This window comes from Ralstonia sp. 22086, from assembly GCF_052045975.1.
Lineage (GTDB): Bacteria > Pseudomonadota > Gammaproteobacteria > Burkholderiales > Burkholderiaceae > Ralstonia > Ralstonia wenshanensis.
The window spans coordinates 382,601-394,866 of the sequence record NZ_JBQEPZ010000003.1; the positions used below are offsets into that span (position 1 = coordinate 382,601).

The 12,266-nt window shown below is 66.5% G+C and carries 12 protein-coding genes and 1 riboswitch; of the genes, 4 read left to right on the forward strand and 8 right to left on the reverse strand.

Annotated features, from left to right (window positions below):
* Nucleotides 1-33: 33 nt before the first annotated feature.
* Nucleotides 34-1,530: a cobyric acid synthase gene (locus ACTJK6_RS14900; protein WP_440839471.1), complete on the reverse strand. Its 1,497-nt coding sequence runs from the start codon at nucleotides 1,528-1,530 to the stop codon at nucleotides 34-36.
* A 61-nt stretch (nucleotides 1,531-1,591) separates the two neighbouring features.
* Here ACTJK6_RS14900 and cobU point away from each other — a divergent pair, with 61 nt between their 5' ends.
* The 4 genes from cobU to ACTJK6_RS14920 are packed head-to-tail and all read left to right on the forward strand — an operon-like array spanning nucleotide 1,592 to nucleotide 5,117.
* The gene (gene cobU / locus ACTJK6_RS14905) at nucleotides 1,592-2,167 is read left to right on the forward strand and encodes a bifunctional adenosylcobinamide kinase/adenosylcobinamide-phosphate guanylyltransferase (RefSeq protein ID WP_232040748.1); all 576 of its coding nucleotides are present in this window, start codon (nucleotides 1,592-1,594) and stop codon (nucleotides 2,165-2,167) included.
* Nucleotides 2,164-3,144 (forward strand): adenosylcobinamide-phosphate synthase CbiB, encoded by a 981-nt coding sequence (gene cbiB / locus ACTJK6_RS14910; protein WP_440839472.1) that lies wholly within the window; start codon nucleotides 2,164-2,166, stop codon nucleotides 3,142-3,144. Before cobU ends, cbiB begins: the two co-directional genes overlap by 4 nt.
* Nucleotides 3,141-4,148, forward strand: a complete 1,008-nt coding sequence (gene cobD / locus ACTJK6_RS14915) for a threonine-phosphate decarboxylase CobD (RefSeq protein WP_440839473.1) — start codon at nucleotides 3,141-3,143, stop codon at nucleotides 4,146-4,148. The genes cbiB and cobD overlap by 4 nt, the downstream gene beginning before the upstream one ends.
* 12 nt (nucleotides 4,149-4,160) lie before the next feature.
* On the forward strand, nucleotides 4,161-5,117 hold the full coding sequence (locus ACTJK6_RS14920) for a cobalamin-binding protein (protein ID WP_440839474.1): 957 nt from the start codon (nucleotides 4,161-4,163) through the stop codon (nucleotides 5,115-5,117).
* A 13-nt stretch (nucleotides 5,118-5,130) separates the two neighbouring features.
* On the opposite strand, the gene cobC is transcribed toward ACTJK6_RS14920, so the two are convergent.
* Genes cobC through ACTJK6_RS14955 form a run of 7 tightly spaced genes read right to left on the reverse strand, consistent with a single transcriptional unit; the run spans nucleotide 5,131 to nucleotide 11,873 of the window.
* Nucleotides 5,131-5,709: an alpha-ribazole phosphatase gene (gene cobC / locus ACTJK6_RS14925; RefSeq protein WP_440076155.1), complete on the reverse strand. Its 579-nt coding sequence runs from the start codon at nucleotides 5,707-5,709 to the stop codon at nucleotides 5,131-5,133.
* Nucleotides 5,694-6,464, reverse strand: a complete 771-nt coding sequence (locus ACTJK6_RS14930) for an adenosylcobinamide-GDP ribazoletransferase (RefSeq protein WP_433865018.1) — start codon at nucleotides 6,462-6,464, stop codon at nucleotides 5,694-5,696. The genes cobC and ACTJK6_RS14930 overlap by 16 nt, the downstream gene beginning before the upstream one ends.
* Nucleotides 6,461-7,525 carry a nicotinate-nucleotide--dimethylbenzimidazole phosphoribosyltransferase gene (cobT, locus tag ACTJK6_RS14935; RefSeq protein WP_440839476.1) on the reverse strand — a complete coding sequence of 355 codons (1,065 nt, stop codon included), beginning with the start codon at nucleotides 7,523-7,525 and terminating at the stop codon, nucleotides 6,461-6,463. Before cobT ends, ACTJK6_RS14930 begins: the two co-directional genes overlap by 4 nt.
* The gene (gene cobO, locus ACTJK6_RS14940) at nucleotides 7,525-8,145 is read right to left on the reverse strand and encodes a cob(I)yrinic acid a,c-diamide adenosyltransferase (RefSeq protein WP_440839477.1); all 621 of its coding nucleotides are present in this window, start codon (nucleotides 8,143-8,145) and stop codon (nucleotides 7,525-7,527) included. The genes cobT and cobO overlap by 1 nt, the downstream gene beginning before the upstream one ends.
* Nucleotides 8,135-8,974, reverse strand: a complete 840-nt coding sequence (locus ACTJK6_RS14945) for an ABC transporter ATP-binding protein (RefSeq protein ID WP_440839478.1) — start codon at nucleotides 8,972-8,974, stop codon at nucleotides 8,135-8,137. Before ACTJK6_RS14945 ends, cobO begins: the two co-directional genes overlap by 11 nt.
* A complete protein-coding gene (locus tag ACTJK6_RS14950; RefSeq protein ID WP_440839479.1) occupies nucleotides 8,971-9,990 on the reverse strand; it encodes a FecCD family ABC transporter permease in 1,020 nt (339 codons plus the stop codon). Before ACTJK6_RS14950 ends, ACTJK6_RS14945 begins: the two co-directional genes overlap by 4 nt.
* Complete coding sequence (locus ACTJK6_RS14955) at nucleotides 9,987-11,873, reverse strand: TonB-dependent receptor domain-containing protein (RefSeq protein WP_232040758.1); 1,887 nt, start codon at nucleotides 11,871-11,873, stop codon at nucleotides 9,987-9,989. The genes ACTJK6_RS14950 and ACTJK6_RS14955 overlap by 4 nt, the downstream gene beginning before the upstream one ends.
* A 125-nt stretch (nucleotides 11,874-11,998) precedes the next feature.
* A riboswitch (cobalamin riboswitch) is annotated at nucleotides 11,999-12,246 on the reverse strand.
* Nucleotides 12,247-12,266 lie beyond the last annotated feature (20 nt).

A 12,266-nucleotide genomic window follows, 5' to 3' on the forward strand; every position in this document is an offset into this window, starting at 1 on the left:
ACCCAGCGGATCTGTCCATCCGGTAATTATGGCTCACCCTGCACGTGGCAGCGTTCGGAACAGCGTGGCGAGGTCCAGATGCGCTTCGCACGTGTCGGCAAGGCGCTCGAGCGATGCCTCGCGCAATGCGGCGTAGTCCTGCGCCTGCGCATCGCGCACGCCGGCCCAGGCAAGCAACGCTCGGCACGCATCGGGCGTATCGAACAAGCCGTGCAGGTAAGTCGCCAGGATTTGCCCGTCTGCGGAGATCGCGCCATCTGCGCGGCCATCGTCGAGGTGCACGGCGGGGCGCGTGAGCGCCGCCCCCTCGGTCACGCCCATGTGGATTTCGTAGCCGGCGATGGCCGCACCGCTTTCCGCCAAGGAGCCGCGCACCTGACGCAACTGCTTGGCAGCCTCCAGCGTCGTCTCAAAATCGAGATAGCCGAAACCCTCGACGCTGCCAGCTGCGCCTTCCAGCCCGTGCGGATCATGCAAGCGCCGCCCCAGCATCTGCATGCCGCCGCAGATGCCGATCAGCTTGCCGCCGTAGCGCAGATGCCGCGCGATGGCCGCCTCCCAGCCATTGGCACGCAGCCAGGCGAGATCGGCCTGCACGCTCTTGCTGCCGGGCAGGATGATGAGGTCGGCGGGCGGAACCGGCTGGCCTGGCCCGACCAGGCGGACATCCACCTGCGGGTGCGCGCGCAGCGCATCGAAATCGGTGTGGTTGGACACACGCGGCAACACCGGAATAGCAACGCGTAGCGCGTCGGCGGAGGCTGTGCGCTGCGCCGTCTGCACCGCGTCTTCTGCGTCGAGGTGAAGGCCATGCAGATACGGCAGCACGCCAAACACCGGCTTGCCCGTCTGCGCGGTCAGCCAGTCGAGCCCGGGCGTGAGCAGAGAAATATCGCCGCGGAACCGGTTGATGATGAACCCGCCCACGCGCGCACGTTCGCTGTCAGACAAGCAGGCGAGCGTGCCGACAAGGTGCGCGAACACGCCACCGCGATCGATGTCAGCGACGAGCACGACGGGGCAATCGACGGCTTCGGCAAACCCCATGTTGGCGATGTCCCTGTCGCGCAGGTTGACCTCCGCCGGGCTGCCCGCACCCTCTACGAGCACGAGGTCGTAACGCGCGCGCAGCCGCGTGTGCGATTCGAGCACGGCAGCCATGGCGGTGGGCTTGTAGTCGTGATACGCGCGGGCATCGAGGTCGCACCGCGGCTGACCGTGGATGATGATCTGCGCGCCGGTGTCGCTGTTGGGCTTGAGCAGCACGGGGTTCATGTCGACCGTGGGGGCAACGCCCGCCGCCTGCGCCTGCAACGCCTGCGCGCGGCCGATCTCGCCACCGTCTGCGGTGACGGCGCTGTTGAGTGCCATGTTCTGGGGCTTGAACGGCGCCACGCGCACACCCGCACGATGCGCAACGCGGCACAAGCCGGCCACCAGCGTGCTCTTGCCAGCATCCGACGTGGTGCCCTGGATCATCAGCGTGCCCCGAAGCGAGTCTGGCGGCACAGGAAATGGAGCTCTCGACATGCGCGGATTATCGCACCCGCTTTCTAGTGCTTCACCCCTGCGCCCTCGCTAAAATGCCGGAATGTCACGCCGCCTCACACTCGTTCTCGGGGGTGCCCGCTCGGGCAAAAGCCATCACGCCGAACAGCTCGCGCTGCAATGCGCGGGCCCCGTCACGTACGTCGCCACCGCCGGCGAGGGCGATGAAGAGATGCAATTGCGCGTGGCCCTCCACCGCGCGCGACGCCCGGCCAACTGGGGGCTGGTCGAAGAGCCCGTGCGCCTGGCCGAAGCGCTCTACACGCACGCGCAGCACGGTGGCTGCGTGCTGGTCGATTGCATGACGCTGTGGCTCAACAATCTGCTCTTCTCTGAGCATCACGAATACCCCGAAACAGGCCTCGTCACGCCGCCCGCGGCCTGGACGGCCGAGATCGATGCGCTCCTTACCGCCCTGCCGCTGCTGCCCGGTGAGGTCATCCTTGTCAGCAACGAAATCGGACTGGGCGTAGTGCCGATGGGCGCCGTCACGCGCTTCTACGTGGACGAGCTTGGCCGGCTGAACCAACGCCTCGCCGCGCTGGCCGACAACGTGCATCTGCTGGTGGCCGGCATTCCGATGGTGGTGAAAGGGCCGGCACCCGGCGCTGCAACGTGAGCGTGTCGTCGGGCGGCGTATTCGATCTCGGATGGGCGCTCGTGACGCTGGCCGCGCTCGCGGGCGTGCTGCTCGACCGGCTGTTCGGCGAGGTACCGCGCTGGCATCCGCTGGTCGGCTTCGGACGCATCGCAACAGCGATTGAACACGGTATGAACCGCGTACCTGCTGCGGTAGCGTGGTCGCGCGTCGTCGGTCTCGTTGCATGGGCAGTCGCCGTTTTGCCGTTTGTGCTGCTGGCGGGATGGCTCGTCGTCATTGCGCGTGATGTGTCACCGTGGCCGGTGGCAGCGCTTGATGCCATCGCGCTCTATTTCGCCATCGGCGCGCGTAGCCTGCATGACCACATCGCGCCGATCGCGCTTGCGCTGCGCGATGCGGATCTGCCGCGTGCACGCGCCCTCGCCTCGCGCATTGTCTCGCGTGACCTCACGCAAGCCACCGATGAGCCCATCGCGCGCGCCGCGGTGGAATCCGCGTTGGAGAACGGCAGCGATGCCGTCTTCGCACCGCTGTTCTGGCTTGTGGTGGCAGGCGCCCCGGGCGTCGTGCTGTATCGGCTGGCCAATACGCTTGATGCAATGTGGGGCTACCGCAATGCGCGCTTTACCGGCTTTGGCTGGGCGGCGGCCCGCATCGACGATGTGCTCAACTGGATGCCCGCGCGACTCACTGCAATCAGCTACGCGCTACTCGGCCACACCGCCGATGCGCTGCGCTGCTGGCGCACGCAAGCCCCGCAATGGTCGAGCCCCAACGCTGGCCCGGTGATGGCTGCTGGTGCAGGCAGCCTGCGCGTTCAGCTCGGCGGCGCAGCGCGCTACGAAGGCGTGGACGAAGCGCGCCCTTCGCTCGGCACCGGAGAAATGGCGGCCGCAGCCGATATCGCGCGGGCATTGACACTCGTGTCGCGCACGTTGTGGTTGTGGCTCGGCGTACTGAGCCTGATCGCAGCGTTGGCGTGGCGCCTGTCGTGAACGCCATCGTCCACGGTGGCAATCTCGCGGCCGCACGCGTGCAGTACGGAGAGCCTGCCGGCGGCTGGCTTGACCTGTCCACAGGCATCAACCCGCACGGCTACCCCATCCCGCCGATCCCACCCGATGCCTGGTTGCGCCTGCCCGAAGACGATGGCCTCGAAGCGCAGGCCGCCGCGCACTACGGCGTGATCGACGCGCGGGCCGTGCTGGCGGTTGCAGGTTCGCAAGCAGCAATCCGCACCCTTCCGACCCTGCTGCCGCGCGGGCGTGCCGGCATCGCGCAGATCGGCTATAGCGAATACGCGCCCGCCTTTGCGCGCGCAGGCCATGACGTCGTGCCGCTGCCCGAAGCCGCCTTCCTCGGTGACCTGCCAAGCGACCTGCGGCACTTGGTTGTCGTCAACCCGAACAACCCGACGGCACGCGTGCTGCCCGCAGAGACCCTGCGCGATTGGCACACACGCCTGCATGCGCGCGGCGGGTCGTTGATCGTGGACGAGGCCTTTATCGAAGCGTTCAACGATGGCCCCACATTGGCGCCCCTGGCTGGCGTGCCGGGGCTCGTCGTGCTGCGCTCGATCGGCAAGTTCTACGGGCTGGCGGGCGCGCGCATCGGCTTCGCGCTGGCTGCGCCTGAGCTGGTGTCTGCGCTGCGCGAGGCGCTCGGGCACTGGACCGTCAACGGCCCCGCCCGTGCTGTGGTACGTGCGGCGCTGGCCGATACCGCTTGGCAAGTTTCAACGCGCACGCAACTGCAGCATGCGGGGGCGCGGCTCTCGGCGTTGCTGGATCGCCACGGCTTGCCAAATGCCGCCACCCCGCTGTTTGCCTGGGCACAGGCGCCGCATGCACCGGCCCTCCATGCAAGCCTGGCGCGCCTTGGCATCTGGACCCGCCGGTTCAATGTACCCGTCAGCGGCCTGCGCTTCGGCTTGCCGCCGGATGAGACTGGATGGCAACGCCTTGCCGATGCGCTAGCATCGCTGTCGCACCCTGCTTGACCTGCCCCCCCGATGCCCGCTTGCCTCTCTCGTCTCACCCGTCGCGTTCTTGCGTGCGGCCTCTCCGCCATTGCGCTCACGATCGCTGCCGCACCGGCCCTTGCCGCCATTTCCGTCACAGACGATAGCGGTGCCACGGTTACGCTGCAGCGCCCCGCTCAACGCATCGTCAGCCTCGCCCCGCATGCGACCGAGCTGCTGTTCGCGGCCGGCGGCGGCGCACGCATCGTCGGCACCGTGGCTTACAGCGACTACCCGCCTCCTGCGCGCGACATTCCTCACGTGGGAGATAACCGCTCGCTCGATCTGGAGCGCATTGCCGCCCTCAAGCCCGATCTGGTGGTGGTCTGGCGCCACGGCAATGCGCAGAAGCAGATCGACCGGCTGCGTGCGCTGGGCATTCCGCTGTTCTTCTCCGAGCCGCATCGCATGAGCGATATTCCGCGCTCGATCGAGGCACTCGGTACGCTGCTCGACACCCGTGCCAGCGCGCACGACGCGGCCCAGCAATTCCGCCAACGCGCCGATGCATTGCGCCAGCGCTACGCGAGCCGCCCCCCGGTTTCGGTGTTCTACCAGGTATGGGAACAGCCGCTGATGACGCTCAACGGCCAGCACATCTTCTCTGACATGCTGACGTTGTGCGGCGGCCGCAATGTGTTTGCGGGCGAGCCCTTGCTGGTGCCGACCGTTTCGCCCGAAGCCGTCATCGCAGCGAACCCCGAAGTGCTGCTGACCGCGAGCATGGGCGCCACGCAAGGCAGCCGCCCGATCGACACGCTCGACGCGTGGAAGCGCTGGCCGCAATTGCTGGCCGTGCAGCGCGGCAACCTCTTCAGCATCAATGGCGACCTGATCAACCGCTTCGGCCCCCGCTTGGTGGACGCAGCAACACTGTTGTGCGAAGACCTGGAGCAAGCCCGCATGCGGCGCCTCGGTTCACAAACCACCAACGGGTTGAGCCGCTGAACCGCGCCGCCGGTCAGCGGTTCCAGAACAGCAGCACCGGTAATGCGTCAGGCTGCACGCGAAAGCCGCAGGCTGCGCCCCATTGCAACGGCCATTGCAGCGTCTCGGCCAACGGCCGCTGCAACCAATGCGACGCCAGTGCACGCATACAGCCGGCATGCGTCACCGCCCACACGCAAGCCGCGGGCGTCGCGCTTGTTGCCTCGGCCCAGGTCGTCATGCGCGCCAGCAAATCCGCCGCCGACTCTCCGCCATGCGGATTACCGTGCACAAGATCACGTGCCCACTGGTCGATTTCTGCGCGCGGGATGTCATCCCACTGGCAGCCTTCCCAGGCGCCGAAATCGAGTTCCATCAATTGCACATCGATCTCGATCGCGGGAAGTTGAGCCGCTTGCGCTAAGGCTTCGGCCGTCAGACGGCTGCGCTGCAATGGACTCGCCAACAGGCGATGTGGGGCGTGGGCGCTGAGCTTCTCGACGATGGATGAAGGCGCAGGATCCATCGGCAAAGCCAGATCCAGATCGGTGCGGCCATAGCAGAGACCGGCCGCCATGGCAGGCCGCGCGTGGCGGATCAGGATGACATCCATGCCAGCAACCCCCACAGGATCAGCAGCTCGAAAATCTGCTGCGCCATGCCCAGGCAATCGCCCGTGATGCCGCCGATGCGGCGCACGAAGTAGCGGCCCAGCAGCCAGCGCGCAACGAACAACCCGCCAGCAATGAACGCCGCGCACACCGGCCCAAACCACAGCAAAGGCGCGATGCCGAACACGCCGGCCCACAAGGCATCGCTCCATCGCATGCGTTGCGCAACGGGCTTGGCCTTGCCTTCGGCGCGCACGTAGTCGTGGGTGAGCAGGTAGCTGACGGCCGCCGCGCGGCTTGCAGCGTGCGCAGCCACCATTGCAACGAGGATGCCCATGCCATGCGGCGCCATCGCGCTGAGCAATTGCCACTTCAGCAGCAGCGCCATGCACACGGCAATCGCCCCGAACGCGCCGATGCGCGAGTCGTGCATGATGCGCAGCCGGTCTTCAGGCGTGTAGCCGCCACCAAAGCCGTCTGCGCAATCGGCCAGACCGTCCTCATGAAACGCGCCGGTCAACAACAGCGTAGCCACCATCGACACGGCTACCGCCACACCGGGCGCGGGCACCGTGCGTGACACGAGCCAATACACCGCGGCTGCCACGGCGCCCACCAACCACCCGATCAGCGGAAAGTAGCGCGCCGCGCGATTCAGCCCCGCTTGCGAGAACCCAACCGACGCCGGCACGGGGATGCGGGTGAAATACCCGACCGCCGTCCACAGCGCCTGCCAGTGTTCACGCAAGGCGTTCATGGCGATGCGCGCCCGCTCACGCCTGCGCTGGCGAAGGTCGCCATCTCGCGCAGGAACGCCACGGCTGCCACGACCACCGGATACGCCAGCACCGCACCGCTGCCCTCTCCCAACCGCAACGACAACGACAGCAGCGGCCGCGCATCGAGCACCTCCAGCAGCGCGCGATGCCCACGCTCGTCTGACACATGCCCGAATACGCAATAGCGCAGCACGTCGGGCGCCACCTGCGCCGCCACCAGGACCGCGGCCGTGGCAATGAACCCGTCGACGAGGATGACCATGCGCCGCTGCGCAGCCTCGAGTACCGCACCCACCATCGCCGCGACCTCGAACCCGCCGAAGCACGCAAGCACGTCCAGCGGCTCGCGTACGTCTGCATGCTTGGCCATTGCAGCCTCCAGCACGGCACGCTTGTGGGCAAGGCCATCATCGTCGAGCCCCGTGCCGCGGCCAACGCATTGCGCGACCGGAAGATTGCATAACCGCGCCATCAGGCACGCGGCAGAGGCCGTGTTGGCGATGCCCATTTCGCCCAGCGCGATCACGTTGGTGCCGAGCGCCGCGTGGTGTGCCACGCGTTGCGCGCCGAGTGCCATGGCGCGGTCGCGTTCGTCGGCGGTCATGGCGGCCTGCGTAGCACCCTCGTCGGCGAAGTTGCGCGTGCCGGGGCCGACAGGTGCGTCGACCAAGCCGGGCGTATCCGCAGTCCACAACGGTGCGGCGACCCCGGCGTTCACCACCTCCAATGCAAACCCATGCTGGCGGCAGAACACATTGACAGCCGCACCACCCGCGATGAAGTTGAGCACCATCTGGGCGGTCACCGCTTGCGGGTACGCGCTCACGCCGGCATGGGCGATGCCGTGGTCGGCGGCAAACACCACCATTGCAGGGCGCGTGAGCTGCGGCGTATCGGTGTTCTGGATCAGGCCGATCTGCACGGCCAACGATTCGAGCCGGCCCAGCGCGCCGAGCGGCTTGGTCTTGCTGTCTACGGCGACCTGCAGGCGCGCGCGCAGCGCATCATCAAATGGTGGAATGTGCATGGCTTGGCTCATCACAGTTCGACTCCCGGCTGCGCCTGGATGCCTTGGGAAAACGCATGCTTGACGAGCGTCATGTCGGTCACGGTATCTGCGGCGTCGATCAATTCGGGCGGCGCACCGCGCCCGGTAATCACCACATGCTGCGCCGGCGGCCGCGCGCGCAAGTCAGCCAGCACGGTCTGCACGTCAAGGTAGTTGTACTTGAGCGCAATGTTCAGTTCATCCAGCAGCACGAGGCCGACGGTCGGATCGTTCAACAGCTCGCGCGCGCAGGTCCATGCGGCTTGCGCCTTTTCAATGTCGCGCGTGCGGTCCTGCGTTTCCCACGTGTAGCCCTCGCCCATCACGTGGAAGCTGCATTGCTCGGGAAACCGGCGCAGGAAACGCTCCTCTCCCGTTGGGATCGCGCCCTTGATGAACTGCACCACGCCGACCTGCATATCGTGGCCCATGGCGCGGATCACCATGCCAAAGCCGGAGCTGGATTTGCCCTTGCCGTTGCCGGTGTTGACAAGCAGCACGCCGCGCACGTCGGTGGCGGCGGCGATCTTGGCATCCACTACAGCCTTCTTGCGCTGCATGCGCGAGCGGTGGCGCTCGTTCAGCGCGTCATTGTTGCCTTCAGTCGTCATCGGAATCATCGGGAATCAAGGCCGTACGGCGGCCGTCGGCCACCTCGGCAATCGGCGTGTGCAGCACGCGCGCGCAGTGCTCGGGGGTGAGCACATCGGCAGCGATGCCGGCGGTGGTATGCCCTTCGCCGTCCATCAGCAGCGCGTGCGTGGCGAAGCGGCGCGCGAGGTTCAAGTCATGCACCGTCAGCACGACCAACCAGCCGTGTTTGCGGCAGCCTTCGCGCAACAGGCGCAACACCGCAACCTGCTGATGCAAATCGAGGTGCGCAACGGGCTCATCGAGCAGCAGCACGCGCGCCTCTTGCGCCACCACGGCAGCCATCGCCACGCGCTGACGTTCACCGCCAGAAAGCGTGCGCACATCGCGTTGTGCCAGCGAGTGCAACTGCAGCGCAGACACCGCGGCATCTACAGCGCGTGCATCCGCATCGCCCTCCCACTCCCAGCGCGCGAGATGCGGGTGGCGGCCGGTCATCACGGCGTCGTACACCGTGATCGGAAAGGTGTCATGCAAGGTCTGCGGCAGAAACGCGCGGCGGCGGGCCATCGCCAGTGCAGGCCAGTCGGCAAGCGCCACACCGTCGAGCGTGACGCTGCCGCCGTCCGGCAAGCGCAAACCAGCCAGCACGGCAAGCCATGTCGACTTGCCCGCGCCGTTCGGTCCGACCACGCACCAGAGTTGGCCTGCCGTGGCCGTCATCGACAACCGCTCGATCAACACGCGTCCATCGATGGTCACCCGCAGATCGCGCAGCGCAAGTTCTGGCGCCGCATCCAACTGCGCGCATGCGTCCGTTGCGGGACGTGGACGGCGCCACCAGCTCATCGCGCGGTCCGCATGAGCAAGTAAAGAAACGTCGGCACCCCTAGCAGGGTGGTGATCACGCCCACGGGCAGTTGCGTTGGGGCGATCAGCGTTCGGGCGATCAGGTCGGCCAGCATCAGCAGCCCGCCGCCAGCCATCGCCGCGGCAGGCAGGTGGATGCGCACGTCGCGCGTCCATGCCAGGCGCACCATATGCGGCACCAGCAGGCCGACAAAGGCGACCGAGCCCGCAATGGTTACCGCCACCGCCGTGCATAGCGAAGCCACCACATAGATCAACGCACGCACACGTGCTACTGGCACACCCAGCGCACGGGCACGGGTTTCGCCGGTCAGCAGCACGTTCAGGTCGCGCGCATGGGGCAGCACCACGGCCACCGCCACCACGAGCGCCATCAAGGCGCCCGCGTAACGATCGGCGCCCCCCAAGTCGCCGACCATCCAGAAAATCATGCCGCGCAGCTTGTTCTCGGGCGCCACTGTCAAGATAAGCGTGATCAGGCCGACCCAGCCGGAGGCCATGACCACGCCACCGAGCAACAAGCGCGCGTTGGCCTCGCCGGGCTCGCCACGCCACAGGTGCTGACGCGCCAACGCCGCCACCAGCGCCATCGACAGCAATGCTCCCGCGCCGGCACTCGTCTGCACCGCCCACCACGGCAGCGAAAACAACATCGCCGTGAGGGCCGCCACGGCCCCGCCGCCGGACACGCCCAGCACATACGGATCGGCCAGCGGATTGCGCAGCAGCATCTGCATGAGCGCCCCGGCAAAGGCCAGCAGCCCGCCGGCAGCAAACGCAGCGCCCGCACGCGGCAGGCGCAATTCGGTGACGATGCCTGCAGCCAGGCTGTCGCCACCGCTATTGCCAAAAAAGAGGGCCCGCCAGACCTCGGCGGGCGACAGCTTCACACTGCCGAGCATCAATGACGCCACCAGCACCACCACGCACGCAAGCGCCAGCAGCAACCACAGTCGCCAGGCAAAACCGCGTGCGGGCAGTGCAGGTGTTGTCATCGCTTCGGTTCGTGCTGTTGCCACGACAGCGTGAAGAACACCCCACGCGATGCCGTGTTGTACGGATAGATCAACTGGTAGTTCTTGTTCGTCACGTTTTCAACACGTGCCGACACCGCCCAGTCAGGCGTGATCTGGTAGCGGCCGACCAGGTTCAGCAGGCCATAGCCGCCGAGTGTCTTGGTCGAATCCTGACGATCGCCCGCCGCATTCCACTCCACACCCGCAGAGAACGGTCCGAACGTCTTGTACGCCGAAACGCTGCCAAAGTGCCGTGCACGGCGCGACAGCAGCCGGTTGGCCGACAAGTCCTGCGGGTTCTGCATGGTAAAGCTCGCACGCAGGTCCACGCCATAGATCGAACCCCGATACGACGTCTCGAGCCCGTTCACACGTGCGCGGTTGACGTTGGCTGCGGAGCAATTGAAGTCTGCATCGCATACGGCCGTGATCAGGTTGCTGTAGTCCGTCTCGAACGCCGTTATGCGCACCAAGCCGATCGCGCTGCTGTATTCCACGCCGCCTTCCACCGAGCGCGCCTTCTCGGGCTGCACGTTCGGGTTGCCGAAGAACGGGTAGTACAGTTCATTGAAGCTTGGCGCGCGGAAGGCGTTGCTCACGCTCGCCACCGCCTTCCATTGCGGGTTGAACGCGAAGCCGTAACCGGCGTAGTAGCTGTTGGCGCCGCCAAAGTCCGAGTAGCGGTCGCGACGCACGTTCAACTGCAACTGGTGCGGACCGAACTTGCCTTCGTAACCGATGTAGGCGGAATCGACGTTGCGCGTGGGCACGTCGTAGGCGTCGCTGTCGATGCTCGTCTGCAGATGCTCCAGCCCCACCTTGAGCAACTGATTCGGCATGAAGGCCCAGTCGTTCTGCCAGCTCGCCGTTTGGTTGCGCGTGTTGAAACGCGCCGGCACCTGCAACACGCCGTTCGTGTAGTTCAAGCTGCGGTCATCGCCTTGGGACAGCGTCACACGCGTCTTCCAGTCCTGCGTCACCTTGCCGTCTACGTAGGCCGACATCGAGCGCACCACGTTGTGCGCGACGTTGATGTCGGTAGGCTGGCCGAAGGCGCTGTCGTAGCTGACATCGCCCCAGGTCTGGAGGTAGGTCAGCCCGGCCTGCCAGTCTGCCGAGAACCGATGCGACAACTGTGCCGACACGCTCTTGTTCGTGTAGTAGTTGTCGTTCGGGTTGGCGTTCGGCGCCTGCAACGGGTTGATGGAGGAGAAGCCATTCGTCTTGAACTCCGACACCGACAGCGCGAACGACGTATCGCCCCGCTCGCCCAGCGAGCCGCCGATGCCCGCCTGCGCCCGCCTGGTATTGCGCGCGCCGTACTCGATTTCCGCATTGGCCAGCGGCGGATGTCCCTTGCCGCTGCGCGTAAAGATCTGCACCACGCCGCCAATCGCGTCCGAGCCGTACAGCGCGGAGACGTTTCCGCGCACGATCTCGATGTGATCGATCTGATCGGCCATCAGCTGGTCGATCTGGGCGCTGCCCGTGGTTCCGGAACTCACGCGCACACCGTCAATCAGAATCAGCGTCTGGTTGGAACTGGCGCCACGCATGAAGATGCTGGCGGTGGAGCCGGGGCCACCGCTCTGCGCGATCTCGATGCCGGCTTCGCGGCGCAGCAGCGTCACGGCATCCGGCGCCTGCGAGCGCTCAATGTCGGCGCGCGAGATCACCGTGGTATGGGGCAACGCATCCGATAGGGGCTGCTCGCTGCGCGAGGCGGTCACCACCGTCGGGTTCAGTTCACCCACTGGCGTGCTGGCTGCCTGTGTATTGCTTTGTGCCCAGGCCGGCGCAACTGCACCTGCCATAACCCCCGTTAGTGCGCCGGCAAGCGCGCGCATGGCCGTCCGGGGCATCCGGAGTGGCCGCTTTGTAGTCAAGCTCATGTTGAAAAGACAAGAAGCGTCAGCCCGACCCGTTCCCCCGCGGGTCGCTGGCAGCAGGATCTCGATGCGGTTCCCTCCAGGGTTGCACATCGGCTCTGAGATCCACCGTCCTGGCCGGTATCCGGGCTGGCGAAGCGGCCTGTCCGCCTTCCCATTCCCGAGGGAACAGTGGCGTATGGACAGACCGCGCGGCACCCATCTTCTTTGCGAGATGGCGGGCACACGCGACGTTCGCTTACCGTTGCGGGGGCAGCGCAGGTTGGCGCATCGCTTGGGGCGCGCGCTCCCTGCTTCCCGTTTAACTGCAGATGGTGCTGCGGGCACCAGGACGCCGCGAAGTTTAACGGAAAAGGCGCGTAAAAC